Genomic DNA, 25,966 nt, shown 5'->3' with positions numbered 1-25,966 from the left:
GCCGCTCGATGGGGCTTATTCTGCGTGCTTGTGGGTGGACCCGGAAGCTAGTGGGTAGCCCGGGGGAAGGAAATTTCCGCGAGTCGGGTTACCTTTCAGATCTATGCCGACTCCCGGCAGGGGGATTGCAAGCGAACAGTGAGGTAGGAAGCAGCGTGCCAGCCAAGAACGGCAGCTCCGGCGGAACACGCCTGGTGATCGTCGAGTCGCCCGCCAAGGCGAAGACGATCGAGAAATACCTCGGCGCCGGCTACACGGTCGAGTCCAGCATCGGCCACATCCGTGACCTGCCGGAGCGGGCCGACGACATCCCCGAGGCCTTCAAGAAGGAGTCGTGGGCACGCCTTGGCGTGAACGTCGAGCACGAGTTCGAGCCGCTGTACGTCGTCAACCCCGACAAGAAGGCGCAGGTCAGCAAGCTGCGTCAGCTGTTGAAGGGTGCTGACGAACTCTACCTGGCCACTGACGAGGACCGGGAGGGCGAGGCGATCGCCTGGCACCTGCGCGAGGTGCTCAAGCCGACCGTGCCCGTCCACCGCATGGTGTTCCACGAGATCACGCCGCAGGCCATCCGCGACGCCGTCGCGAACCCGCGCGATCTCAACCTCCGCCTGGTCGACGCCCAGGAGACCCGCCGCATCCTCGACCGGCTCTACGGTTACGAGGTCAGCCCGGTCCTGTGGAAGAAGGTCAAGCCGCGGCTGTCGGCGGGCCGGGTGCAGTCGGTGGCGACGCGGCTGGTGGTCGAGCGCGAGCGGGAGCGCATGGCGTTCACCTCCGCCCACTACTGGGACCTGCAGGCGCTGTTCGACTCCGGCAAGCCCGAGGAGCGGCCGCGTGACTTCACCGCGACACTGACCTCGGTCGACGGCAAGAGGGTGGCCCAGGGGCGCGACTTCGCCAGCACCGGGCAGCTCAAGACGGCCGACGTGCTGCACCTGTCAGAGGCCGCCGCCGGTGAGCTGGCCGGCCGGCTCCAGGGCACGTCGTTCGCGGTCAGGTCCGTCGAGCGCAAGCCGTACACGCGCAAGCCGTACGCGCCGTTCCGGACGACCACATTGCAGCAGGAGGCCAGCCGGAAGCTGGGCTTCTCCGCCAAGTACACGATGCAGGTCGCCCAGCGGCTGTACGAGCAGGGCTTCATCACCTACATGCGTACCGACAGCATCACGCTGTCGGAGACCGCGATCGCCGCCGCCCGCTCGCAGGCCATCAAGCTCTACGGCGCCGCGTACGTGCCCGACAAGCCGCGCGTCTACACCAGCAAGGTCAAGAGCGCGCAGGAGGCCCACGAGGCGATCCGGCCCTCCGGCGAGGAGTTCCGCACGCCGGGCGAGACCGGGCTGTCCGGCGACATGTTCCGCCTGTACGAGCTGATCTGGCAGCGCACCGTCTCCTCGCAGATGAAGGACGCGGTCGGCGAGTCGATCAGCGTCAAGGTCGGCGGCCGTTCGGCTTCCGGCGAAGACGTCGAGTTCAGCGCCTCGGGCCGGACGATCACCTTCTACGGGTTCCTCAAGGCGTACGTGGAGGGGGCCGACGATCCCTCGACCGACCGCGACGACTCCGAGAAGCGGCTGCCCAACCTCGCCGAGGGCGACGCGCTGACCGTGTCGCGGCTCGACGTGGCCGCCCACTCCACCAAGCCGCCCGCCCGCTACACCGAGGCCTCGCTGGTCAAGGAGCTGGAGGACCGCGAGATCGGGCGGCCCTCGACGTACGCGTCGATCATCGGCACGATCCTCGACCGCGGCTACGTGTTCAAGAAGGGCACCGCGCTGGTGCCGTCCTTCCTGGCCTTCGCCGTGGTCAACCTGCTTGAGCAGCATTTCGGCAACCTGGTCGACTACGACTTCACGGCCGAGATGGAGAAGGTGCTCGACGACATCGCCAACGACCGCGCCGAGCGGGTGCCCGAGCTGCAGCGTTTCTACTACGGCGCGGGCGACGGCGACGAGGGCCTGAAGGAGATGGTCACCGACCTCGGTGACATCGACGCCAAGGAGATCAGCTCGTTCCCGATCAGGGGGACGGACATCGTCCTGCGGGTCGGGCGTTACGGGCCGTACCTGGACAGAGACGGCGCGCGGGTCAACGTGCCCGAGGACACCACGCCCGACGAGCTGACGGCGGAGAAGGCCGAGGAGCTGTTCTCGCGCCCGACCGGCGACCGCGAGCTGGGCAAGGACCCCGTGACCGGGCACACGATCGTGGCCAAGGACGGCCGTTACGGCCCGTACGTGACGGAGATCCTGCCCGAGCCGGCCGAGGACGAGACGCCGAAGAAGCGGACGAAGAAGGCAGACGCCCCCAAGCCGCGCACCAGCTCCCTGTTCAAGACGATGTCGCTGGACACGATCACCCTCGACGACGCGCTCAAGCTGCTGGCCATCCCCCGGGTGGTGGGCGAGCTCGACGGCGAGGAGGTCGTGGCGCACAACGGGAAATTCGGGCCGTACATCAAGAAGGGCACCGACTCCCGCTCGCTCACCTCGGAAGAGGACCTGCTGACGGTCACGATCGAGCAGGCCAAGGAGCTGTTCGCGCAGCCCAAGCAGCGCGGCCGGCGGGCCGCGGCGGCGGCGCCGCTGCGGGAGCTGGGCGACGATCCGGTGTCGAAGAAGCCGGTCGTGGTCAAGGAGGGGCGTTTCGGCCCCTACGTGACCGACGGCGAGACGAACGCGTCGCTGCGCAAGGGCGACACGGTCGAGGACATCACCATCGATCGGGCCGCCGAGCTGCTGGCCGAGCGCCGCGAGCGGGCGCCCGCGCCGAAGAAGACCACGCGGAAGGCCCCGGCGAAGAAGACGACCGCGAAGAAGCCGGCGGCCAAGTCGTAAGTAGCATCGACGTGTGATCGTGCTGGTCTTCGTCGCTCTCGTCGTGGTGGCGCACCTTTATCTGTGGCATCGGATGGTGCGCTCCGCGACCCGCCCCGGGCGCGTCCGCAAGGCGCTGACCTGGGGCCTGGTGGGGCTCGTCCTGCTCGTGGTGGCCGCGTTCGCGGGCACGCGGATGGAGCTGGGCAACTGGCTGGCCTGGCCGGGTTACCTGTGGGTGGCGCTGATGTTCTACCTCGTGGTGTTCCTGCTCGTGCTGGAGGTGCCGCGGGCCGTCGCGTCGATGATCATCCGCAGGGGCGAGCGCGGGCCGGTGGCGGTCAAGGAGCCGGTTCCGGTCGCGGCGGTGACGTCCGCCGGCCCGCCGTCCGGGCCCGCCACTGAGCCTGTTCCCCCTACCGTGCCGCCCATGAGCAGGCGGCTCTTCCTGGGGCGCACCACCGCGGTGGTGGCCGGGGTCGGCGCGCTCGGCACGGTCGGTTACGGCATGACCAGCGCCCTCGGCGACCCGGTGCTGGAGCCGGTGCGGGTCCGGCTGCCCAAGCTCGACCCGAGGCTGAACGGCCTGCGCTTCGCCGTGGTGAGCGACATCCACCTGGGCCCGCTCACGGGCGTCGGCCACACCGAGCGCATCGTCAGGATGATCAACGCTCTGCGTCCCGACGTGGTGGCCATCGTCGGCGACCTGGTGGACGGATCCGTGGCCCAGTTGGGCGCCCTCGCCAAGCCGCTCAAAAGCCTTGAGTCCCGCTACGGGGCATATTTCGTGACCGGTAACCACGAGTACTACACCCAGAACGGCCCCCAGGAATGGATCGAGGAGCTCGACCAGCTCGGCGTTCGCTCGTTGCGTAACGAGCGCGTGGAGATCAGCCACCAGGGCGCCGTACTCGACCTGGCCGGGGTGAACGACCTCAACGGCGAGGCCGTCGGCGACGGGCCCGACTTCGCCAAGGCGCTCGGCGGCCGGACGCCGGGGCGGTCCACCGTGCTGCTCGCGCACCAGCCCGTGCAGGTGGACCAGGCGGCTGAGTTCGGCGTCGACCTGCAGTTGTCGGGGCACACGCACGGCGGGCAGATCGCGCCGTTCAACCTGGTGGTGGGCCTGCAGCAGCCCGTGGTGTCGGGTCTGGCCACGGTCGACGGCGTGCAGGTGTACGTGACCAGGGGCGCCGGGTTCTGGGGGCCGCCGGTACGGGTCGGCGCGCCGCCGGAGATCACTATGCTTGAGCTGCGTTCCTGACTTTGCGCGACGCGGTCGCCACGTGGTGTCATCTTGGCGTAGTATCCGACCGGATACTCGTAGGAGGTGAACATGGTGTCCTCCCCGGCCGAAGGGGCGTTGCGTCAGGCGGCTTCGCTCGCGCCCGACGTCGCCTTCTGGGCCAGGCGCGGCGGGCTGCTGTTCAGGCAGGCGCGCCACGCGGCGAGCATGAACCAGAGGGCGCTGGCCAGCAGGAGCGGCACCTCGCGCACCACCCTGTCGGCCTACGAGCACGGCAGGAAGTCGCCGACCCTGGAGACCGCCGGGCGCATCCTCGACGCGGCCGGGTTCCGGCTGGCCCTTGAGCCCAAGGTCGAGTTCGCCGTGAAGTCGGCGGGCGGGCGCAGCTTCCACGTCCCGAGCCGGCTGCGGCGGCTGCCGGTGGCCGCGGCCCTCGGCGTCCTGCGGTTCGGCGGCCGGGTCTACGACCTGGCCGACCGCGACCAGCGCCGGGCGGCCTACTCGGCGCTCCTGAGCGAGGGCGGCCCCGCCGACCTGCTCGACCACGTCGACGGCGCGCTGCTCGTCGAGCTCTGGGGCGAGCTGGCCCTGCCGGCCGCCGTCCGCGCCGCCTGGGCGCCTCTGGTGGCGGAGATCAGGCAAGAGGCCGGAGTAATGAATTGACGACGTTTTCGACGGCCTATTCCATGCGGGTAACCTGCACGCCCACCCGCGAACGTAATACCCTCAGCCACGGACAAGCGGGTAATTTCCGCGTTGTCTCCTGCCTTCCCATGTCCGGCCGACACCTGGATACGCTGAAATCATGACTGCCCCTAGGCGCGCCGCACATGTGCTGGCCCATGCGCCGTTCCGCCGGCTCTGGACGGCCATGTCGGTGTGCAGTCTGGGCGACTGGCTCAACATCCTGGCCCTGACCGCCCTCGCCGGAAACCTCAACCAGGGCGACTACCGCATGCAGTCGCTGGCCGTGGGCGGCGTGTTCATCGCCAAGATGTTGCCCGCGGTGCTGCTCGGCCCGCTGGCCGGGGTGTTCGCCGACCGGTTCGACCGGCGGCTGACCATGTTCACCGCGGACCTGGCCAGGTTCGCGGTCGTGTTGTCGATCCCGGTCATCGGCACCTACCAGTGGGTGATCGTCGCGACCGTCCTGGTCGAGTGCGTCAACCTGTTCTGGGTCCCGGCCAAGGACGCCACGGTGCCCAACCTGGTGCCCAAGGACCAGCTCGAATCAGCCAACCGGCTCAACCTGCTGGTCACCTACGGCAGCGCGCCGATCGCGGCCCTGCTGTTCGCCGCGCTGTCCCTGGCCGGCGACATGGGGCGCAGCGTCCTGCCCCTGCTGAGCGGCATGGACCCGACCGCTCCGGCGCTCATCGTCAACTCCCTGGCCTACCTGGTGTCGGCCTTCCTGATCTTCACGTTGCGCGGCATTCCCAAGCGCGACGGCGCGATCTCGACGCCCTCGGTGCTCAAGCAGGTCGTCGAGGGCTGGCGCTTCGTGGGCGGCAACCGGCTCGTGCGCGGCCTGATCATCGGCATGCTCGGCGCGTTCGCCGCGGGTGGGGCCGTGGTCGGCGTGGCGAAGATCTACGTGGTGGCCCTCGGCGGCGGCGACGCGGCCTACGGCGTCGTGTTCGGCGCGGTCTTCGTCGGCATGGCGCTGGGCATGTTCGTCGGCCTCAGGCTGCTGCGCGGGCTGTCGCGGCGGCGGCTGTTCGGCCTGGCCATCACCGTGGCCGGGGTGGTGCTCGTGGCCATCGCGCTGATCCACAACCTGCCGATCGTGGTCATGCTGACCGTGCTGCTCGGGGCGTGCGCGGGCATCGCGTGGATCATCGGCTACACCTTGATCGGGCTGGAGGTCGAAGACGCGCTGCGCGGGCGCACGTTCTCGTTCCTGCAGTCCACGGCGCGGGTCACCCTGCTGCTCGTGGTGGCGGTGGCCAACCCGCTGGCGGCGCTCTTCGGCGCCCACGAGTTCGGCCTCGGCGCCATCGCCTACCGCTTCGACGGCACCAACCTGGTGCTGGTCATCGGCGGCGGGCTCGCGATGGCCGTCGGGATCCTGGCCCTGCGCCACATGGACGACAGGCAGGGCGTCTCGCTGTCGGCCGACCTGCTCGCGGCGGTGCGCGGCGAGCGTTACCCCGCCGAGCCGGCCGAGCACGTGCCGGGGCTGTTCCTGGCGTTCGAGGGCGGCGAGGGCTCGGGCAAGACCACCCAGTCGCGGCTGATCGCCATCTGGCTGCGCGACCAGGGCTACGACGTGGTCCAGACCCGGGAGCCGGGCTCCACCAAGATCGGCATGCGGTTGCGGGCGATCCTGCTCGACGCGGCCGAGCGAGGTCTGTCGGCCCGTTCGGAGGCCCTGCTCTACGCGGCCGACCGGGCCGAGCACGTCGAGAAGGTGATCCGGCCGGCGCTCTACCGCGGCTCGCTGGTGATCAGCGACCGCTACGTCGACTCGTCCCTGGCCTACCAGGGCGCCGGCCGGGCGCTCGATCCCGAGGACGTCTCCAGGATCAACGCCTGGGCGACGGGCGGCCTCGTACCGCATCTGACCGTGCTCATCGACACGCCGCCCGAGGTGGGGCTGACCCGGCTGGGCGGGGCGGCCGACCGCATCGAGTCCGAGCCGCTGGAGTTCCACCAGCGGGTGCGCAAGGAGTTCCGCGCGCTGGCCGCCGCCGATCCCGGCCGCTACCTCGTGGTCGACGGCACGATGCCGCCCGAGGTGCTGACCCGCCAGATCCAGGACCGCATCCGCGAGATCCTGCCCGACCCGGTGCCCCGCGAATCCGAAGACGCCACGGGCACGATGCCCGCCATCCGCGACTAGCCTTACGCCGTGACAGTTTTCGATGACCTCGTCGGGCAGGCCCAGGCGATCTCCGTGCTGTCGCGGGCCGCTGCGGCGGCCGGCGAGGCCGTCAAGGGCGGTCGCGGCGCCGGCATGACGCACGCCTGGCTGTTCACCGGCCCGCCCGGCTCGGGCCGGGAGGAGGCCGCGCGCGCCTTCGCCGCCGCGCTGCTGTGCCCCGACGCCGGTTGCGGCCACTGCGACCAGTGCCACCAGGTGCTCATCGGCTCCCACCCCGACCTGGAGTCCGTACGTCCTGAGGGCCTGTCCTACAGCGTCAAGCAGACCCGCGAGCTCATCCTGCGGGCCGCGGGCGCCCCCACCCAGGGCCGCTGGCGAGTCATCCTGTTCGAAGACGCCGACCGCGCCACGGAGTCGGCGGCCAACGCCCTGCTCAAGGCCATCGAGGAGCCCCCGCCGCGCACGGTCTGGCTGCTGTGCGCGCCCGCTCCCGACGACCTCATGATCACCATCAGGTCGCGCTGCCGCCAGGTCACACTGACCACGCCGTCCACCGAGGCCGTCGCGCACGTGCTGGCCACGCGCGACAGCGTGCCGTGGGAGACCGCCGCGTTCGCCGCCCGGGCCGCGCAGGGGCACATCAGCAGGGCGCGGTCGCTGGCCCTCGACGAGGGCGCCCGTCACCGGCGGGAGGCCGTGCTCGGCATCCCGCGCTCGCTGACCGGGGTGGGCGAGTGCGTGTCCGCCGCCGAACGCCTGGTCAAGACGGCCGAGGAAGAAGCCGCGGCGGCCACGGCGGCGCTCAACGAGAACGAGACGGCCGAGCTGCGCAAGATCTACGGCGAGGGCTCCACGGGCAAGGGGCTCAACCGGGGGCTGGTGCGCGGCGGCGCGGGCGCACTCAAGGAGCTGGAGGACCGGCAGAAGTCCCGGGCCACCCGCATCAAACGCGATTCGCTCGACGCCGCGCTGCTGGAGCTGGTGTCGTTCTACCGCGACGTGCTGGCCATGCAGTTCGGGGCGGGGGTGGAGCTGGCCAACGACGACATCCGGTTCGATCTCGACCAGCTCGCCAGGTCGTCCACGCCGGAGGAGACGCTGCGGCGGATCGACGCGATCATGCGGTGCCGGGAGCGGCTGGGGGCCAACGTCAATCCGCAGATCGCGGTGGAGGCGATGATGTTGTCGCTGCGCGGGGCGGCCTGAGCTGATCCCGGCCGCCGCCTGTGGTGGCTGCGTGGGCTGCTTGAGGCTTCGCCTGCGGTGGCTTGCCTTGGGGGCCGGCTGCGATGGCCTGCGGTTTCCGCCTTCTCGCTGCCGAAGGGCCAGGACTGCCGGACGGGCGGTTGATTCAAGATCGGGCCCGGTGCCCCTCACGCTCACCGGGCGGACACACGTAGTGTGGCAACGGTAGGCCGTAACAACCCCCGAGGCCGTCAGGGAGGCGAGCTCTAGCCCATGGGAATGATCATGGCCGTGAGCTTCACGCGCTACGGGAGGCTCTACTACCTCGATCCGGGCGGGCACACCTTCAAGGTCGGCGACAAGGTGCTGGTGCCGACCGACTCGGGCCCCGAGGTGGCGGAGTGTGTGTGGGCGCCGCAGTACACGAGCGAGGACATCGACGGTCTGCCCGTGTGCGAGGGTCCGGCGGGCGAGGAACACCTCTCGCGTGACGAGTCCAACAAACGCCGCAGGGCCGAGGCCCGCAGCGTGTCCAAGAAGCTGATCAAACGGCACACGCTGCCGATGAAGGTCGTCGGCATCGACTATCTCGACCAGGACAACGTCTACACCGTCTACTTCTCGGCCCCTCACCGGGTCGACTTCCGGGCCTTGGTCCGCGACCTGGCCCGTAACCTGCGGGCCAGGGTCGAGCTGCGGCAGATCGGCCCCAGGGACGAGGCGCGGCTGCAGGGCGGCATCGGTCCCTGCGGCCGTGACCTGTGCTGTGCCACGTTCCTGAAGGATTTCGAGCCCGTGTCCGTGCGCATGGCCAAAGACCAGGACCTGCCGGTCAACCCGTTGCGCATCGCGGGGGCGTGTGGGCGGCTCATGTGCTGCCTGAAGTACGAGCACCCGTTGTACGTCGAGAGCCGGTACAGAATGCCTCGCGCGGGGAGCCGGGTCAGCACGCCGCAGGGCGACGGGGTCGTCACCGGGCACAACGTCCCCGCCGACACGGTGACGGTGCGCCTGGACGACGGTGGCAGGCGCTGTGCATGCCCTTCGGCGTCGGTGTGTTCCCCCCGCATCCAACACGACACGATGTACGGCAGCCGGGAGGAATCGCCCGACCACACGCCTTCCGGCGGCGAGGACGTCTAGACAACGTTCTGGCCCGGGGGCGCACATGGCCGGTCGGTAACCGGCTGACGGCCTCCCGGAAGGCGACGGGAGGCCGTGGGGGCTACGTTCGGGGGCTGCGGCCAGCGCCCAACCAGCCACACCGGAATTCCAGGCCCACCTGAGGCGTCAGGCGCTGGGTTCCGGAGGTCGTCTGAAGTGGCGAAGCAAGGCGTTAGCCCCGCCCGCGCCCCCTGCCTCGCGTCCCCCCGTCCCGGTGCGGGGTGGTGCGCGAGGCGGTTCGGCAGGAGTGGGTGGTGGTGGACAAGCCGGTCGGGCAGTAGATGCCGGGCTGGAGCGGCTGGTCGTCGTACGTTGGGTGCGTCACTTCCATGTAGGACGCGGATCGGGCCGCCGGCTCCATGGGGCGAACGTGCGGAGGGCTGGTGTCCGTGCGCCTGGGGTGAGGGCCGGACTCGTCGTCTTCTGCGGTCTCGTCGGTCACCGTGGTCGTCGGAGGTGAGATCTAGATCTCTGGAGAGTCATGAACAAGCCGGTGCAGTCGAGCGACGGCGGGCCCGCCGTGCAGGTGATGCTCTCACCTGCCAACGTCTGGCGTGCCGGGCTCGCCATGGCGGCCGTCGTCGCGGTGGCGTTCTTCGTCCGGTTCGTGATCACGGACGCGGGTGCGCTGGTCGCCATGCTGGTGATGGCGTGGTTCCTCTCTCTGGCCATGGAGCCCGCCGTGCGGCGCATGTCGCGGCACATGCGCCGGGGAAGGGCGACGCTGCTGGTGATGACGCTGTTCATCCTGGCTTTCGTGATCTTCATGATCCTGTTCGGCAGCATGTTCGTGCAGCAGGTCGCGGTGCTGCTGAAGGCTCTGCCCGACGTCGTCGCGGCCGTCGTGGAGTGGGTCAACGCCCGGCTCGGCACCCGCTATGAGATCTCCGACATCCTCAAGTCCATCAAGCTCACCCCGCAGCAGGCGGCCGAGTACGCGCAGGGCGCGCTCGGCGGGGTGCTGGGTCTACTGGGCACGGTGACCGGAACGCTGTTCAACCTGTTCACCCTGGCGCTGCTGACGTTCTATTTCTCGGCCGACGGTCCGAGGCTGCGCCGGTGGCTCGCGCAGTTGCTGCCCGGCCGGTTCCAGCAGGTCTTCCTCAGCGTCTGGGACGTCTCCACCATCAAGACCGGTGGATACGTCTCGTCCCGGCTCATCCTGGCCGCCATCAACGGCACGGCGTCGGCCCTGGTGTTCCTGCTGCTGGACATGCCGTCCTGGCTGGCCCTCGGCGCCTGGACGGGGCTGGTCGCCCAGCTCGTGCCCACCATCGGCACCTACATCTCCATCGCTCTGCCGGTGGTGGTGGGACTGGTCTCGTCACGTCCCTGGGTCGGCGTGGCGGCGCTGGCGTGGGGTGTCCTGTACCAGCAGGTGGAGAACCTGACGCTGGAGCCGAAGATCAGCTCACGGGCGGTGGACATCCATCCCGGGGTGTCCTTCGCAGCCGTGATCGCGGGGGCGTCGCTGTTCGGCGCGATGGGCGCACTGCTGGCCATCCCCATCGTGGCCATGCTGCTGTCGCTGATCGACACGTTCGCCACCCGTCAGGAGCTGCGAGAGGCCATGGCCGCCGAATCCCCGCCGCCGAAGGGCGGAGACGGGGGAGCGTCTTCGAAGGGGGACGGCCCCGGCTCGCCGCCGCCGAAGTGACGTGGACCCGCGCGGACGGACGATCGTCCCGGCAGCGTGGCGGACGGGGGCGTCGGAGCAGGCCTGGAAGTCGGAGCAGGCCTGGAAGGGGTGCCGGGCGGAGGCCGATGCGGCCCTCCGGCACGGTGGCACGTGGGCGGCGGTACGGACAGTGGCTGCCGGTCAGCCGCGGGGATAGCCGGGGATCTGGCGACGCTGGCTCGCGGTGCCGATCCAGTGGAAGAGGTCCAGCAGGACCGAGAGGGCGATCCAGAACCAGTCCGCTCCTCTCAGCCCGACGCCGGGGACGTACAGGATCACGTACATCAAGGTGGTGAACGGCAGGAAGATCAGCCCGAGGAGAGGCCAGATCCACGTGTGGAAAGCGGCGCTCACCAGAGCGGGCCGCGCCACCCAGATGATGAAAACGGCAAGTCGCGGAAAGAGGCCCGCGAAGATCGCGAACAGACATCCCATGGCGGCCCACGTCCCTCCATCACGCCTGGCCGGAAGGTCGGCGAAGTGGATGGTCCCCGCAGCCGGGACTGCTCATCCTCGACGTTGTGCATGGAGAGTCCCTGATTTGATTTGCCCGCCGAGTGCTTTCTCGGCGCACTGAGGGCTGTTTTCGAAAAAATGCACAGATCTGCCGGGGGAAATCTTTGCCTTATCGCGGTGGCCGCCCGATCGGGAACAGGGGATCAGAAGCATGGACGGCGGCTTGGCAGGACGATGCCGCCATATGTGCCGCTGTGTGCCGTGATGCGGCCGTTGCGGGTCTCCACTGGGAGTCCCGGGTCGATGCGGGCCCGTCCGGCCGGGAAGCGGCACAACCGCGCGAGATGATGGAGGGGATCGGCGCCCGGTGAACAGAATGCCGCACACCGCCACGGATCCGCGGCGCGCACGGCTGCGCCTCGCCGACGGCGCGGCGGCCATGCGCCCAGCCGCGCCGCGTGAGCGCAGCGCGCCCGCCCCGCCGCGTGAGGGCGCGATGCAGCCCGTCCTGTCGCGTGAGGGCGCGATGCACCCGTCTCGTCGCGTGAGCGCGGCGCGGGCGCTTCGTCGTGAGTGTGAGGGTTGAGGGCCCTTTGTTCGAGGATGGTGCGGTCGCCACCAAGAGAGGTCGTCATGGGGAAGGTGCCCGATCCGGCCGACGGTCATCGGCCGCCGGCCGATGGCGCCCACAGGGACTACACCGGTGCGGTCTACGGATCACTGCTCGCCGCCTCCGTGGTGGCCGGCGCCGCGTCGCTCGGCAGGTTCCCGCGGCTGGAAATGATCATTCTGCTGCTGGGGACCAGCACGGTGTTCTGGGCCGCTCATGTGCACGCCCGCCTGTTCGGCGCCCGTGCGGTCTTCCAGAGCATGAGCGTGGCCGACATCCGCCGGGCCTGCGCCGAGGAGTGGCCGATCGTCACGGCGGCCGTTCCGCCGGCCGTCGCCGTGGCCGTCGGGCCGCTGCTGGGCCTCGAACCGCAGGGCACCGCCTGGCTGGCCCTCGGGGTCGCGGTGGCCGGGCAGGTCGGCTGGTCGGCTGCGGCGGCCGTGGGGATCGGCGCCTCCTCCCGGATGGTGCTGGTCACGAGCTTGATCAATCTGCTGCTCGGGCTGGTGATCGTGGTGCTGAAGGCCGCGTTCCACCATTGACGGGACGCCCGCCGGGACGCCCGCCGGAACGCCCGCTGCGGCCGCGCAGGCGGCTGGTCATCCGCGGCGGCCGCGGAGGCGGCCGGTCATTCACGGCGGTGGCGGCTTGGCCGAAGGGGACGAACATCATGCCGGTTTCACATCGAGGTGGTCATGCGCAGGTGGATGATGTGCCGCGGCGATCCCGTCCTTGAGCGGGCCGGCGCCGGTCCGTACGGCGAAGGCGCCGACCCCGTGGCCACCGATGGAGCTCGACGAGCGCGACGGCGGGGCGGACCATGACCGGACCCGCAGCCCCGGGGAGCCCGGCCGCCTTCTCGAAGAGCCCGCTGGCCCCGCTGGCCCTCGCCCAGTTCATCTGCAGCTTCGCCGGCTCGAACATGAACGTGATGATCAATGACATCGGCCGGGACCTGAACACCACGGTGCGGGGCGTGCAGAGCACGATCACGCTCTTCCTGTTGATCATGGCCGTGCTGATGATCCCGTGCAGCAAGCTGACCGACCGCTGGGGCCGCAAGAAATGTTTCCTCGCGGGCCTCACCCTGTACGGGATCGGCGCTCTGACCAGCGCGTTCTCGCCCAGCCTCGGGGTGCTGATCCTCGGCAACTCGGTTCTCGAAGGGGTGGGGACCGCGCTGCTGATCCCGCCGGTCTACATTCTCGCGACGATGGCCTTCGACGATCTGCGGTCGCGGGCCCGCGCCTTCGGCCTGATCAGCGGGCTGGGGGGTGTCGGCGCGGCCGCGGGCCCGCTGATCGGCGGTTTCATCGCGACGGCGATCACCTGGCGCGCGGCGTTCGTCTTCCAGGCGGTGGTGGTCGCGGTGATCGTCTTCCTCAGCCGCCGGATCGCCGATCCGGTGCCGCCGGATCCGGCCCGGCCCTTCGACACCGCCGGCGCGGTCCTGTCGGCCGTCGGCATGTTCTGCGTGGTGTTCGGGATTCTCCAGGCCGGCAAGAACGCCGTGCTGATGACGACGTTCCTCGTCGTCGGAGTGGGATTCCTGGTCTGGTTCTTCCTGCACATCCGGGCCAGGGAGCGTGCGGGGAAGGAGCCGTTGCTCACGACGCGTCTGTTCCGGAACCGTACGTCCGATCTCGGCCTCGTCACGCAGAACATGCAGTGGCTGGTCCTCATGGGGACGTCGTTCGTCGTCGCGGTCTTCCTGCAGAAGGTCCGCGGGTACAACGCCATCCAGACGGGTGTCGTCTTCACCGCGGCGACCGCCGGGATCCTGGTGAGCTCCCTGGCGGCGGAGCGGCTCGCCAGGAAGCACTCCCAGAAGAGCCTGATCTCGGCGGGTTTCGCCATGACCGTGGCCGGGATCGCCGTCCTGCTGGCCCTGGTCGAAGCGTCGTCGCGAGTCGTCGCCTTCGTGCCGGGGCTGCTGCTGATCGGGCTGGGCGTGGGCGTGATGCTCACGCCGTCGGTCAACGTCGTGCAGTCCAGCTTTCCCGAGGAACAGCAGGGCGAGATCTCCGGATTGTCGCGCAGCGTGTCCAATCTCGGCTCGTCGTTCGGGACGGCGATCGCCGGCACGATCCTCGTCGCCGGGCTGGCCGAGGGGAACCGGTCCTATGCCCTCGCCATGATCGCGCTGGCCGTCTTCGCCCTGGTGGGCCTGGGCGCGGCGATCCGGCTCCCCGCCGACCCCAGGTGACCCCGGCGCGGGGTCTACCGCCCGTACGGTTCGGCGCGGTCGAGTTGTTCGTCCAGGGCGACGGCCGCTGCGATGAGCGCCAGATGGGTGAACGCCTGCGGGAAGTTGCCGAGCTGCGCGCCTGACGGGCCGATCTCCTCGGCGAACAGGCCGACGTGGTTGGCGTAGGTGAGCATCTTGTCGAAGGCGTAACGGGCCTGCTGCAGCCGTCCGGCGCGGGCCAGGGCCTCGACGTAGAGGAAGGTGCACAGGTTGAACGTCCCCTCCGACCCGCGCAGGCCGTCGGGGGACGCGGCGGGGTCGTAGCGGTAGACGAGGCTGTCGCTGACCAGCTCCTCGTCGATGGCGTCCAGGGTGCTCAGCCAGGCCGGGTCGCGGGGGGAGATGAAGCCGACCCGGGGCATGAGCAGCAGCGAGGCGTCCAGCACGTTCGTGCTGTAGTGCTGGACGAAGGCCTGCCGGTCAGGGCTCCAGCCGCGGTCCAGGATCTGGTTGAAGACGGCGTCCCGGACACTCATCCAGCGCACGAGGTCGGCCGGACGCGAGTGGGTGGTGGCCATCCGGATGCCGCGATCGAAGGCGACCCAGGTCATCAGCCGGCTGTAGGTGAACTCCTGACGTCCGCCGCGAGTCTCCCAGATGCCTTCGTCGGGACGGTCCCAGGTGTCGGCCAGCCAGTCGAGCACCTTGGCGAAGGACCGCCAGCCGCGGATGCCGCCGATCTCCTGGGACTGGGCCAGGGCGTCGGCTACTTCACCGTAGATGTCGAGCTGGAGCTGGTCGGAGGCGGCGTTTCCGGCCCGTACCGGCCGGGACTGCCGGTATCCCTCCAGATGGTCGAGCACTTCCTCGGTTAGATGGGGATCCCCGTCGATCCGGTACATGATCTGCAGCGGCTCACCGGAGGCGCGGCCGACGACGAGCCGTTCACGCAGCCACGTACGGAACGCCTGTGCCTCCTCGACGAAGCCGAGGCCGATCAGGGCCCGGACGGACAGGGAGGCGTCGCGGACCCACGTGTAGCGGTAGTCCCAGTTGCGTTCGCCGCCGATCTGCTCCGGCAGCCCCATCGTGGCGGCGGCGATCGGGGCGCCCGTGGGCGCGTACGTGAGGAGCTTGAGAGTGATCGCCGATCGGTTCACCATGTCACGCCAGCGCCCCCGGTACCGGGACGCCCGCAGCCAGCCGTGCCAGAAGGCGCGGCAGGCCTCGAAGCTGTCACGTATCCCTTCGGCGGTCACGGGCGGCACGGCCTGGTCATCGCCGCTGCAACTGGTCAGGACGATCGCGGCGGTCTGGCCCGTCTGGAGGGTGAAGTCCGCGACGATGTCCTCACCGTCCGGGCGCAGGGCGACAGGGCCGACGGCCTGCACGTGGAGGCTCGTGCCGGGGCCCTGGAAGACCGCTGATCCGGCGTCGCCGAGGGCGAGGGTGTGCGGCGCCCGTCCGTAGTCGAAGCGGGGACGGCAGGTGAAGACGAAGGGCAGACTCCCGCGAACCACCCGGACGAACCGCACCAGGCGGTGCCGGCCGGAAGGCGTGGTGGAGGTGTCCGGTTCCATGAAGTCGGCGACCTCGCCGACGCCGCCGGAAGCCATGAAGCGGGTGACGAGGACGGCGGTGTCCGGCAGGTAGAGCTGCCGGACGGCCGCCTCGTCGCTTCCCTCCATGTCGGCGGCCAGCCGGCAGTGGCCCCCGCGCCCGCTGTCGAGGATGGACGCGAAGAGGCTCGGGGAGTCGAACCGGGGCGTGCACCACCAGTCGATGGTGCCGTCGCTGGAGACGAGCGCGGCGGTCTGCAGGTCTCCGATCATGCCGTGGTCCGCGATCTGCGGGTAGCCGTTCATCGATGCCTCCGTTGTTCGCCGGACATACCGGACGACTGCCTCCGGACGTGTCGACTGAGCGACCGTCACCGGGGGGAACGGAGCAGTCTTTTCAGGCTAACTCCTGGTATCGCAGGAAGTCATCCGGGGTGACGACCGTGCGCCTCGGCCCCGGGGTGGTTTGCTGGCGTGGTGAGTGACTACCGCTTGGGAGGAGCCTTCGGCCTGCTGCTGCCCATGCCGGGCGCGTCGCGACGGTGGGGCGCGCAGTGCCGCCGGATCCGGTCGTGGCGCGTCCCGCGGTGGCTGCGCCGCGTCGTGGCCGGGGTCGTGGTGCCGGCGGTGCTTCTCGCCGGTGGGTGTGGCCGTCCGGACGAGCGGGCGGGGCGGGGGCTCGGCTGGTCCGACTGCGGGGACGGCTTCCAGTGCGGGACGTTGCGGGTGCCGCTCGACCACGACCGTCCCGACGGTGAGCGGCTTGAGCTGGCGGTCGTCCGGCTGCCCGCGACGGGCGACCGGATCGGCTCGCTGGTGGTGAACCCGGGTGGGCCGGGGGCGTCCGGGGTCGAGTACGCCAGGGCCGCCCGGCTGGTGGTGGGCGAGAAGGTGCGGGAGCGGTTCGACGTCGTCGGGTTCGACCCGCGCGGGGTCGGCCGGTCGGCGCCGGTCGAGTGCCTCGACCATGCGGCTCTCGACGCCTTCATCGCCATGGACACCACCCCCGACACCCTTGAGGAGCGGGCTGCGCTGGAGGCCGCTGCGCGGCGGTTCGCGGACGGCTGCCGGAAGCACTCCGGCCGGCTCCTGCCCCACCTGGGCACCGTGGACGCGGCCCGCGACCTGGACCTGCTGCGCCAGGCCCTGGGCGACCGGAAACTGACCTATCTCGGCAAGTCGTACGGGACCTTTCTCGGGGCCGTCTATGCCGACCTGTTCCCCGGCAAGGTGCGCGCGCTCGCGCTGGACGGCGCCCTCGACCCGGCCGGTTCGCGGGTGCTGGTGAACACCGAGCAGGCCGTGGGGTTCGAGGAGGCGCTGCGCGCGTACGTCGAGGACTGCCTGGGCGACCGCGACTGCCCGTTCGCCGGCCGGACGGTCGAAGAGGCGATGGACCAGGTCGGGGCCCTGATCCGCCGCGCGGACACCCGGCCACTGGACGGCGGCGGCCGGCGCGTCACCGAGGCGCTGGCCACCCTCGGCACGCTGACGCCGCTCTACGACCGATCCTCCTGGCCGGAGCTCACCGAGACGCTACGCCGGGCGCTGAACGGCGACGGCTCACTCCTGCTGCGCAACGCCGACCAGCTCGCGGGCAGGCAGGACGACGGCACCTACTCCAACCAGCTCGCGGCCAACCTGGCGGTGAACTGCGTCGACGGCCCGTATCCGGCGACGGCTGCGGCCTTCGCGGAGGATGCGGCGCAGGCGTCCAGGAGGGCGCCGCGGTTCGGGCCGTACATCGTGTGGTCGTCCCTGCCGTGTGCGTTCTGGCCGGCCCGGCCCACCTTCTCGCCGCACCGCCTGACCGCCGCCGGGGCTCCTCCGATCCTGGTCGTCGGCACGAGAGGGGACCCGGCGACGCCGTACGGGTGGGCTCGGGCGCTGGCGTCTGAGCTGCGGTCCGGCGTGCTGCTGAGCTACGACGGCGACGGGCACACCGCGTACGGGAACGGCTCCCCATGTGTGGACGACGCCGTGGACCGGTATCTCGTGGAGGGGGCGCCGCCGAAGGATGGCGCGATCTGTCCGGGCATCCGGTGATCGGGAGGAGCAAGAACCCTTCGATCTCCTGTAGACTCTTGCAAGCCGTACAGGCACGCCGCCTTAGCTCAGTCGGCCAGAGCACTTCACTCGTAATGAAGGGGTCTGGGGTTCGAATCCCCAAGGCGGCTCCAGTTCAGAAGCCCTCCGCGATCTCGTGGAGGGCTTCTGCGTGTGTGACTGGGCGACCAAGGATCCCATCGCAGGACGGTGTCGCGATGTGGGACAGTGAGCGCGTGGAGCTGGTTGATCAGAAGAGGGCGTGGTTCGGTGCCCTGACCGTGCCGCAGCGTGTGATCGTGGTCGCAGTGTCAGGGGTGGGCCTTGTGGGCGGGACGGCGCTGTTGCTGGCGGATCCCCCGAGCGATGTTGCCGTGTTCTTCCTGATCTCTGCTTATGTCATCTCGGCGGTGGCGGTTCTGCAGAGTATTCCCTGGGTTCGGGCGCGGCTTGGGAGCGGGACTCAGCTCTGCCTGGGGTTCGTCTTGGCCTTCAACTCTCTGTCCGGTGAATACACGACGCCTGTGTTTCAGGGCGTAGGACTGATCGTGGGGATCGGCCTGTTGACTCACGTCCTTGTGCTTGCGGTGATCAGGGATCGGAGAGTGAGGAAGGGGCGTCAGCGCACCACGGCACAGGTTCACTGATCACGGAGGTGCGGCGCCCAGCCCGGGTCTACGTCCGCTCGGCGAAGACGTGGGTCAGAGCGGCGACGCGTCGGTAAGGGTCTGTGGCGCCGGCTTGTTCCTCGCAGTTCAGGAGCGCGGTCAGAGCCTGGGCGTCGGGGAGTTCCGCGTCGGCCGGTGCGGTGTCGGTGAACACGCGTACGCCGTACCAGGCGCGCACCTTCAGTCGCCGGTCGGTGAGCGCGGCGGTCAAGGCATCCAAGCGGTCGGCGCGAGCCGTGACACCGATGCGGTTGTCGTACGTCAGTTCCTGGAAGGCTCGCTGCGCTGTGGCCCAGTCGCCGAGCAGGCCGGGCCGCATCGCCAGGGCGTCGCCGTTGCGGACCAGCAGGGACAGCAGGCCCCCGGTGGTCAGCAGTCGCGACAGATCGTCCAGCAGCGGCCCGGGGTCGGGGAAGTACATGAGAACGCCGTGGCACAGCACGACGTCGAAGCTCTCGGACCGGAACAAGGTCGCGATGTCCCGTACGTCGCCTTGGAGTAGCCGCACGCGCCCCCGGACGTCCTCCGGCTCGTCCGTCAGGGCGCGCTGGAGATCGGCAAGGAGGGTCGCCGAGGAGTCCAGCCCTGTCACATCGTGTCCGCGTCGTGCCAGCCGCAGCAGTTGGGTTCCCTGGCCGCAGCCCACGTCCAGAACCCGCTGCGGCACCGCATCGGGCAGGTGAGCCGCCAACTGCCGGGCTACCAGCTCCTGGCGGACGACCTGCCGGAGTGTCCTCAGACGAGCCCGCCACTCTTGCTCACCTGCCGCGAAGCCAGAAGTCATCGCGCCTCTCTCCGCATGCCGTCAGACCAGCAGAGAGCCTACGCGTTCGTTCTTCCGCCCACTGTGACGTCCCCGAGGCGGCTGCCGAGTGCGGAAAGGCCGGTCAGGTGCGGGAGCGGCGCTCCTGAGGCGCGGGTTCGGGGGTGGTGAGTTCGGTGAGCAGGGCGTCGAGCACGTGCATGGCGCGCCATGCCTTGGTCATGCCGAACTGCGCACTGAACCGCACGACGGCACGGGCCTCCTCCGGTGTGGCGCCGGCGCCGAGGGCGCGGGTCAGGTGGGCGCGGAAGCTCTCCTCCAGGGTCTGGTAGAGCACGTCGACGGTCATCGTGATGAACGCCCGCTCCCGGGGCGACACCCGCTGCATGCCGGCGCGCATGCGGGACTGCAGGTCCATGTAGGTGCTGAACGGCCGGTCCAGGGCGGCCACGGCCTGGCGCATCGCCTCCGGGAGCGGGCTGCCCGTGCCGTCGGCGTTCACCTCGTGACCCTGGCCGGTGGGGGTGGGCAGGGCGTGCGTCCGTTCCAGTTCGGTCAGGCGGGCGAGGGCGGTCAGTGCGGCGGGGTATCCGCTGTCGTAGGCGACGAAGCACAGCATCTCGCGCAGGTCGTCGGCCGACAGGCCGCAGTCGGCGGCCATCGTCACGTGTTGTTCGAAGGGCAGGCCGAGAGTCTGCTGGCAGACGTCGGCGGTGAGGCACAGCAGGACCTTCTCGCGCCGGGTGAGCTCAGGGACCTCGTCCCAGAGCAGGCGGTCGGTGGCGGCGCTCATCTCGGCGAACACCGGGTCCAGCGCCTTCACCTGGATTTCCATGGATCTCCTCCATATGTGAACGACTGTAGCGCTACGACTGTAGTGCAACGAGCGTCCGCCTACAATGGGCCCTCATGGACGAGACCACCTCCGCCCCGGCCGGCCCTCGCGGCGGCAGGCAGGGACGCAATCCGCGAGGTCAGGGCGAACGCCTGCGGGACGACGTCATCGCCGCCGCTCTGCGCCTGCTGAACGAACTCGGCGACGACCAGGCCCTGTCCATGCGCGCGGTGGCACGGGAGGTCGGCGTCGCGGCGACCTCGGTGTACATCCACTTCGCCGACCGGGACGCGCTCGTGCTGGCCGCCTTGGAGAGGTTCCACGGCGAGCTCGTGGCGGCCGTCGATCAGGCCGAGGCCGGGGCCGCCGATCCGGCGGGGCGGCTGCGGGCCCGCGTCCTGCTGCTGGGCAGGTGGGTCCAGCAGCACCCCGGCCTGTACAAGGTGCTGCACGAGAGCACGCTCAACCAGCGGGTGGCCATGTCGTTCAAGCAGGAGCTGGCCGAGCGCACCACCGCCGCGGTGCAGCGATGCATCGACGCCGGGCTCGCCCCGGCCGACGACGCCGCCGCGGTCTCACTGGATCTGCGGGCGGCGGTGCACGGGGCCGTGTCGATGCGGGTCAACCAGCCCGACATGCCGTGGCCGCCGCTGGAGGAGCAGGTCGATCGTTTCCTCGCCAAGCTCGTCGGACTCGCCGCCGGGGGCCGGACGGAGTGACCGCCTCGGGCGGGTGGGTTCACTGTGAGTGTCAGGAGGAGGGAAGGGGACTGTAAACGGAAGGTGATTGATCGAACACCATGAGTTGCGCCATGGTGCATGAGCCCTGTTCAACGCACCCTCGGAGGGACTCATGCTGGTTCGTCGCCTTCTGTCTGGAGCCGTCCTCGTCGTCACCGTCAGTGCGGGTCTGGTGCTGCCCGCCGCGGCTTCCGCTCCGAACCCGATGTGCATCGACGTCACCAACGACCGTGGCAACGGGGTCCGGATCTACCAGTGGGAGTGTCAGAGCAACAACAACAATCAGAAGTTCGTGATCGACGCGGGTCAGATCAAGATCAAGGACACTCTGGGGACGTCGCGGCCGATGTGTGTCGATGTCACCAATGACCGTGGCAACGGGGTCCGGATCTATCAGTGGGAGTGTCAGGCCAACAACGACAATCAGAAGTTCGTGATCGACGCGGGTCAGATCAAGATCAAGGACACTCTGGGGACGTCGCGGCCGATGTGTGTGGACGTCACCAATGACCGTGGCAACGGGGTCCGGATCTATCAGTGGGAGTGTCAGGCCAACAACGACAATCAGAAGTTCGTGATCGACGCGGGTCAGATAAAGATCAAGGACACTCTGGTCTGAGTCGGCGGGGTCGCTGGCGGGGGCTGGTCCGCGGTGACGGACCGGCCCCCGCCGTCCTTGTGCCGGGCGCCGGTGCGGCGAGGGTCAGGCGGTGAAGTCGCGGACGAGGGCGACGAAGTCGTCGGGGCGTTCGACGCTGGAGACGTGGCCGGTGTCGAGTTCGAGGTAGGAGCTGCCGGGGATGGCGGCGTGGAGCTCGCGGGAGTTCTCCACCGGGATCAGGCCGTCGCGGGCCGCGCCGACCACCAGCGTGGGGGCCTGGATGCCGGGCAGCAGGCGGCGGAGGTCGACGCGGCGGCCGAGGTCGATCTGGCGCAGGCGGTTGGGGTGCGGCCGGAAGTACGTCGCCCGGCTCTCCAGGTCCTCGGCGTCGAGGGAATTGAGGTAGCGGCGGCTGAAGCCGGTCAGCATGGCGAAGCGGGCGAAGGCGTCCGGGGTGCCGGCCAGGCCGAGCCAGGTCTGCAGGGCGGTGCGCAGGTAGGCGTCCTCGGTGTGGGCCCAGCCGCCGACCGGGATCAGGCGGCGGACGAGGTCCGGGCGGGTGGCGGCGAGGGACAGCGCGATCACCGCGCCCAGGGAGAAGCCGAGCAGGTCCACGGGGGCCTTGCTGGAGTCCTCGATGACGGCCGCGAGCTGCTCGGTCAGGCCCTCGACGGTCAGGGGGGCGCCGTCGTCCTCGACGAGGTCGCTGCCGCCGAGGTCGGGCAGGATCACGGTGTTGCGGTCGGCGAAGCGCTCGGCGACGCCGTCCCAGGTCGACGAACCCGGGCCGGTGCCGTGCAGGAGCACCAGGCCGGGGCCGTCGCCGACGGTGCGGTAGGCGAGGCGGGTCCCGGAGACGGTCAGGTGTCGGGTCATGGACGCCACCGTGCCAGTCGGCGTCGCGGATGAGGAGCGGACCGGATTCCCTAGGACAGACAGTCCTGGACTGCGATATTTCGCGGTATTGCAGGATGGGCTCATGGATCGTGCGGAGCTTGCTGACTTCCTTCGCCGCTCGCGGGAGCGGCTGCTGCCCGGCGAGGTGGGGCTGCCGTCGGGGCCGCGTCGCCGTACGCCGGGGCTGAGGCGGGAGGAGGTGGCGCTGCTCGCGGGCATGTCGGCCGACTACCTGATGCGGTTGGAGCAGGCGCGCAGCCCGCAGCCGTCCACCCAGCTGCTGGCCGCGCTGGCGCGGGCGCTGCGGCTGACGAGCGACGAACGCGACCACCTCTACCTGCTGGCCGGGCACCGGCCGCCGGCCGGGCCGCGGGCGGGCGAGCACGTCAAGCCGAGCCTGCTCTACCTGCTCGACCGTCTCGTCGGGACGCCCGCGCAGGTGCTGAGCGACCTGGGCGACGTGCTGGCGCAGAACGCCATGGCCGAGTCCCTGTTCGGGTGCAGCTGCACCGTCGAGGAGCCCGATCGCAACATCGTGTGGCGCTGGTTCACCGACCCGTTCAGGCGCGAGGCCTACCCGGAGGAGGAGCACGCCGAGCGCTCCCGCGCGCACGTGGCCGACCTGCGCGCGGCGGTGGTCCGCCGCGGCAACGACGAGCCGGCGCAGGCCCTGGTCGAGCGCCTGCGCCGGGCCAGCCCGGAGTTCGTCTCGCTCTGGGAACGGCACGAGGTCGCGGTACGCCGCAGCAGCCGTCTACGGGTCAGGCATCCGGCCATCGGCGCGATGGAGTTCGACTACGAGGTGCTGCTGGCCCCGGCCGAGGACCAGCGGCTGCTGATCTTCACGCCGCCGCCCGGGTCGAAGACGTTCGAGGCGCTGGAGCTGCTGCGGGTGGTGGGGCCGGAGACCGTGCACCGGAGCCATCGGTAGCCGTACGGGACGCCGCGTCAGCGGGCGCGTCAGGACGGCGACGGTCCGGTGTCAGCGCGGCCGGGGATGGTTGAACCATCACCGGTCCGGGGAGTCGGCCCGAAGGCTTGAAAGGCGTACGAACATGACGAACGACAGCGTTTCCGTGAACAACGTGGCCGAGCGCCCGGAGCTGCAGAAGATCCTCCAGGAGATCGTGGACGCCGGTTTCGTCGGCGTGCAGCTGCGGGTGAACGACGAGCGGGGTGAGTGGGTCGGCACCGCCGGGTTGCGCGAGCTGGGCGGCCTCGCCGAGCCGCCGGCGGACGGGCGTTTCCGGGTCGGCAGCGTCACCAAGACCTTCACCGCGGCCCTCGCCCTGAGCCTGGTGGCCGACGGCGTGCTCGGCCTGGACGACGTCGTGGACGACCACCTGCCCGAGTTCGGGCTGGACCGGCGGATCACCGTCCGGATGTTGCTGCAGCACACCAGCGGCGTGTTCAACTTCACCGGCGAGTACTACGAGGACGGCACCGTCGTGCCGGGGATCGTCTGGTCGGGCAAGGAGTGGGTGGAGAACCGCTTCAAGACCTACCAGCCGCAGGAGCTGGTACGGCTCGCGCTGTCCAAGCCCGCCCGCTTCGAGCCGGGGGCGGACTGGAGCTACTCCAACACCAACTACGTCCTGGTCAGGCTGCTGATCGAGAAGGTCACCGGCCGTTCGCTGGCCGAGGAGATGCGGCTGCGCGTCCTTGACCCGCTCGGGCTGCCGGACACCGTCGTGCCGGACACCGACACCGAGATCGCCGGGCCGCACGCCCACGCCTACTACCGCTACGAGGAGGACGGCCAGGACAAGACGGTCGACGTCACCCGTCAGAACCCCTCCTGGATCTCCACCGGCGGCGACATGATCTCGACCACCCGCGACCTGCACACGTTCATCTCCGGGCTGATGGGCGGGCGGCTCCTGCCGCCCTCGCTGCTGGCCGCGATGCGCGACGCGCATCCCAAGGTCGGCTACGGGCTGGGGGTGTTCGTGCAGGACGCGGACCCCGACACCGGCACCCTCATCACCCACAACGGCGGCATCTCGGGCTCGGCGGCGCTGCTGTACAGCACGCCCGACGGCCGCAGGACCCTGACCGCCTCGGTGACCTACGTGGACGACGCCGCGATGTCCCAGGCCGCGGCGTTCCAGGAAGTCGTGCAGCGGCTGATCAAGGAGGTTTTCGGCGGCGCCGCCGGCGGGGACGGGACGGCGTCCTAGGGACCCGGGCCGGACGGCGGGCGTCGGCCCGATGCCCGCCCGCCCCGCCGACGGGCGTCGGCCCGATGCCGGCCCGCCGCGCCGACGGCCGGCGGCCGTCGGCCTTGACAGGGGCCCTTGCGCGCTCAGGGGAAATCGTCTAACTCTTAGGAAGGTTTCCTTTTTAATGGAAGGCGCGCAGAGTGGCCGCTACCCCCCGATCCGGCGCCCTGAAGCTCGTCCTGGCGGCCCTGTGCCTCCTGCTGGCCACCGCCTGCGGGGCGGCCGGGGCCCAGGCCCCTCCGGTGAACGCCCAGGACGTGATGTTCGTGCAGATGATGGTGCAGCACCACCGGCAGGGCATCGAGATCGCCAAGCTCGGCAGTCAACGGGCCACCAACGACCAGCTCCGGATCCTGGTGGCCGCCGTGGCCAGCACGCAGCAGGACGAGGTCGAGATGATGCTGCGCTGGCTGTACGCCTGGGAACAGCCGCTCACCGCCGCGTCCGGCTCCCATGACCACCACGGCGGCATGCCGGAGACCGACCGCAGGCAGATCAGGGCGCTGAAGAAGTCGAAGTCCTTCGAGCACGACCTGATGACCCTGCTGATCGCGCACCAGGGCGACGCGATCAAGATGGCGGACACCGAGGTGGCCTCCGGCGCGGACCCGGAGGTCAAGGAGTGGGCGGGGCAGGTGCAGGCGTCCCGCAAGGCGCAGATCGACCTGATGAAGGACCTGCTCAAGCGCTGATCGGGGGAGATCCCCGGTCGGCGTAGACGTGCGTCGGAATAAGTGATTAGATCACTTGATATGTCCGAGGTTGCGCGGCCGACGCTTTCCGACGCTCTGACCGAGCGCATGCTGGAGCTCATCCGTAGTGGAGGGCACCGGCCGGGCGACAGGCTGCCCTCCACCAGGGAGCTCTCCCAGCGTTTCGCCGTCACCACCCCGACGCTGCGCGAAGCGTTGCGCAGGCTGGAGGCCACCGGAGCCATCGAGCTGCGGCACGGCTCGGGCATCTACGTCGGCGCCGACATCGAGCGGCTCGTGCTGCCCAACCCCAACATGCGCGAGATGCACGCCGCCCAGCTCCTCGAACTGCTCGGCGCGCGCATCGTGATCGAGCCGCCGCTGGCCGCCATGGCCGCCGAGCACGCCGAGGGCGCGGAGCTGGCCGCGCTCAAGCGGGTGCTCGACCAGGCCGGCCGGCACCTGCGCGGCGAGGACGCCGAGCTGCACGAGGCCAACATGTCCTTCCACCGGGCGACCGCGCGGATGGCGGGCAACAGCGTGCTGCACGAGGTCGTCGACTCGCTGCTCACCGTCCACGGGCCGGAGCAGCGGGAGATCCTGCAGATCTTCGACGACCGGCGCCGCGACTACGAGGAGCACCTGGCCATCCTGGAGGCCATCGAAGCGCGCGACGCCGCCGAGGCGCAGGCGCGCATGCGGGCCCATCTGGTCGACGTCCGGACCGTCGTCGAGCAGAGGTTGCCGCCCAGATAGAGCAAGTCCCCCCGAAA

General features: G+C 70.1%; 22 protein-coding genes and 1 tRNA gene. 18 read left to right on the top strand and 5 right to left on the bottom strand.

Translation table 11 applies throughout. The features are described 5' to 3' along the window. Window positions 1-155: 155 nt before the first annotated feature. The 7 genes from topA to AB0J71_RS05810 all read left to right on the top strand — a co-directional run bounded on the left by topA (window position 156) and on the right by AB0J71_RS05810 (window position 10,895). Complete coding sequence (gene topA / locus AB0J71_RS05840) at window positions 156-2,840, top strand: type I DNA topoisomerase (RefSeq protein WP_352318528.1); 2,685 nt, start codon at window positions 156-158, stop codon at window positions 2,838-2,840. A 13-nt stretch (window positions 2,841-2,853) separates the two neighbouring features. Then, complete coding sequence (locus tag AB0J71_RS05835; RefSeq protein WP_352318530.1) at window positions 2,854-4,083, top strand: metallophosphoesterase; 1,230 nt, start codon at window positions 2,854-2,856, stop codon at window positions 4,081-4,083. Window positions 4,084-4,155: 72 nt separating this feature from the next. Continuing rightward, window positions 4,156-4,728, top strand: a complete 573-nt coding sequence (locus AB0J71_RS05830; RefSeq protein WP_352318531.1) for a helix-turn-helix transcriptional regulator — start codon at window positions 4,156-4,158, stop codon at window positions 4,726-4,728. Between the two features lie 142 nt (window positions 4,729-4,870). Further along, window positions 4,871-6,907 carry a dTMP kinase gene (tmk, locus tag AB0J71_RS05825; protein WP_352318532.1) on the top strand — a complete coding sequence of 679 codons (2,037 nt, stop codon included), beginning with the start codon at window positions 4,871-4,873 and terminating at the stop codon, window positions 6,905-6,907. Window positions 6,908-6,916: 9 nt separating this feature from the next. Further along, window positions 6,917-8,095 (top strand): DNA polymerase III subunit delta', encoded by a 1,179-nt coding sequence (locus AB0J71_RS05820; RefSeq protein WP_352318533.1) that lies wholly within the window; start codon window positions 6,917-6,919, stop codon window positions 8,093-8,095. Between the two features lie 264 nt (window positions 8,096-8,359). Beyond that, window positions 8,360-9,217: a regulatory iron-sulfur-containing complex subunit RicT gene (ricT, locus tag AB0J71_RS05815; protein WP_352318534.1), complete on the top strand. Its 858-nt coding sequence runs from the start codon at window positions 8,360-8,362 to the stop codon at window positions 9,215-9,217. A gap of 502 nt (window positions 9,218-9,719) precedes the next feature. Next, entirely contained in the window at window positions 9,720-10,895 is a 1,176-nt protein-coding gene (locus AB0J71_RS05810) for an AI-2E family transporter (protein ID WP_364412990.1), read from the top strand. A gap of 162 nt (window positions 10,896-11,057) precedes the next feature. On the opposite strand, the gene AB0J71_RS05805 is transcribed toward AB0J71_RS05810, so the two are convergent. Next, entirely contained in the window at window positions 11,058-11,351 is a 294-nt protein-coding gene (locus AB0J71_RS05805) for a hypothetical protein (protein WP_364412989.1), read from the bottom strand. A gap of 654 nt (window positions 11,352-12,005) precedes the next feature. Between AB0J71_RS05805 and AB0J71_RS05800 the strand changes: the two genes are divergently transcribed. Together AB0J71_RS05800 and AB0J71_RS05795 are read left to right on the top strand one after the other, a co-directional pair. Then, complete coding sequence (locus AB0J71_RS05800; protein ID WP_352318540.1) at window positions 12,006-12,524, top strand: hypothetical protein; 519 nt, start codon at window positions 12,006-12,008, stop codon at window positions 12,522-12,524. A 278-nt stretch (window positions 12,525-12,802) separates the two neighbouring features. Beyond that, window positions 12,803-14,188 (top strand): MFS transporter, encoded by a 1,386-nt coding sequence (locus AB0J71_RS05795; RefSeq protein ID WP_364412987.1) that lies wholly within the window; start codon window positions 12,803-12,805, stop codon window positions 14,186-14,188. A gap of 14 nt (window positions 14,189-14,202) precedes the next feature. Here the strand turns inward: AB0J71_RS05795 and AB0J71_RS05790 are convergent, their stop codons facing one another. Further along, on the bottom strand, window positions 14,203-16,035 hold the full coding sequence (locus AB0J71_RS05790; protein WP_364412985.1) for a glycoside hydrolase family 15 protein: 1,833 nt from the start codon (window positions 16,033-16,035) through the stop codon (window positions 14,203-14,205). Between the two features lie 171 nt (window positions 16,036-16,206). Between AB0J71_RS05790 and AB0J71_RS05785 the strand changes: the two genes are divergently transcribed. From AB0J71_RS05785 to AB0J71_RS05775, 3 genes are all read left to right on the top strand, one after another. After that, window positions 16,207-17,775, top strand: a complete 1,569-nt coding sequence (locus AB0J71_RS05785) for an alpha/beta hydrolase (protein WP_364412982.1) — start codon at window positions 16,207-16,209, stop codon at window positions 17,773-17,775. Between the two features lie 57 nt (window positions 17,776-17,832). Then, a tRNA-Thr gene (locus AB0J71_RS05780) sits at window positions 17,833-17,909 on the top strand. Between the two features lie 102 nt (window positions 17,910-18,011). Then, a complete protein-coding gene (locus tag AB0J71_RS05775) occupies window positions 18,012-18,422 on the top strand; it encodes a hypothetical protein (RefSeq protein ID WP_364412979.1) in 411 nt (136 codons plus the stop codon). A gap of 28 nt (window positions 18,423-18,450) precedes the next feature. Here AB0J71_RS05775 and AB0J71_RS05770 read toward each other — a convergent pair whose 3' ends face one another. Together AB0J71_RS05770 and AB0J71_RS05765 are read right to left on the bottom strand one after the other, a co-directional pair. Further along, window positions 18,451-19,227 carry a methyltransferase domain-containing protein gene (locus AB0J71_RS05770; protein ID WP_364412976.1) on the bottom strand — a complete coding sequence of 259 codons (777 nt, stop codon included), beginning with the start codon at window positions 19,225-19,227 and terminating at the stop codon, window positions 18,451-18,453. 103 nt (window positions 19,228-19,330) lie between these two features. Beyond that, entirely contained in the window at window positions 19,331-20,041 is a 711-nt protein-coding gene (locus AB0J71_RS05765; RefSeq protein ID WP_364412973.1) for a carboxymuconolactone decarboxylase family protein, read from the bottom strand. A 74-nt stretch (window positions 20,042-20,115) separates the two neighbouring features. On the opposite strand from AB0J71_RS05765, the gene AB0J71_RS05760 reads away from it, so the two are divergent. Both AB0J71_RS05760 and AB0J71_RS05755 read left to right on the top strand, forming a co-directional pair. Further along, complete coding sequence (locus tag AB0J71_RS05760) at window positions 20,116-20,760, top strand: TetR/AcrR family transcriptional regulator (RefSeq protein ID WP_364412971.1); 645 nt, start codon at window positions 20,116-20,118, stop codon at window positions 20,758-20,760. Window positions 20,761-20,893: 133 nt separating this feature from the next. Beyond that, on the top strand, window positions 20,894-21,400 hold the full coding sequence (locus AB0J71_RS05755) for an RICIN domain-containing protein (RefSeq protein WP_364388830.1): 507 nt from the start codon (window positions 20,894-20,896) through the stop codon (window positions 21,398-21,400). A gap of 84 nt (window positions 21,401-21,484) precedes the next feature. Here AB0J71_RS05755 and AB0J71_RS05750 read toward each other — a convergent pair whose 3' ends face one another. After that, window positions 21,485-22,258, bottom strand: a complete 774-nt coding sequence (locus tag AB0J71_RS05750) for an alpha/beta hydrolase (RefSeq protein ID WP_364412968.1) — start codon at window positions 22,256-22,258, stop codon at window positions 21,485-21,487. 103 nt (window positions 22,259-22,361) lie between these two features. Between AB0J71_RS05750 and AB0J71_RS05745 the strand changes: the two genes are divergently transcribed. The 4 genes from AB0J71_RS05745 (at window position 22,362) to AB0J71_RS05730 (ending at window position 25,949) form a co-directional block, all read left to right on the top strand. Then, entirely contained in the window at window positions 22,362-23,210 is an 849-nt protein-coding gene (locus AB0J71_RS05745) for a helix-turn-helix transcriptional regulator (RefSeq protein ID WP_352318559.1), read from the top strand. Between the two features lie 124 nt (window positions 23,211-23,334). Then, window positions 23,335-24,459, top strand: coding sequence for a serine hydrolase domain-containing protein (locus AB0J71_RS05740; protein ID WP_352318561.1), 1,125 nt, complete (start codon window positions 23,335-23,337; stop codon window positions 24,457-24,459). A 182-nt stretch (window positions 24,460-24,641) separates the two neighbouring features. After that, window positions 24,642-25,193, top strand: coding sequence for a DUF305 domain-containing protein (locus tag AB0J71_RS05735; protein ID WP_352318563.1), 552 nt, complete (start codon window positions 24,642-24,644; stop codon window positions 25,191-25,193). Window positions 25,194-25,253: 60 nt separating this feature from the next. Beyond that, the gene (locus tag AB0J71_RS05730; protein ID WP_352318565.1) at window positions 25,254-25,949 is read left to right on the top strand and encodes a FadR/GntR family transcriptional regulator; all 696 of its coding nucleotides are present in this window, start codon (window positions 25,254-25,256) and stop codon (window positions 25,947-25,949) included. Window positions 25,950-25,966 lie beyond the last annotated feature (17 nt).

It is taken from the genome of Nonomuraea sp. NPDC049637 (genome assembly GCF_040675235.1).
Taxonomy (GTDB): Bacteria; Actinomycetota; Actinomycetes; order Streptosporangiales; family Streptosporangiaceae; genus Nonomuraea.
Note: the sequence above shows the minus strand (reverse complement) of the source record. Positions and strands in the feature narration are given on the sequence as shown.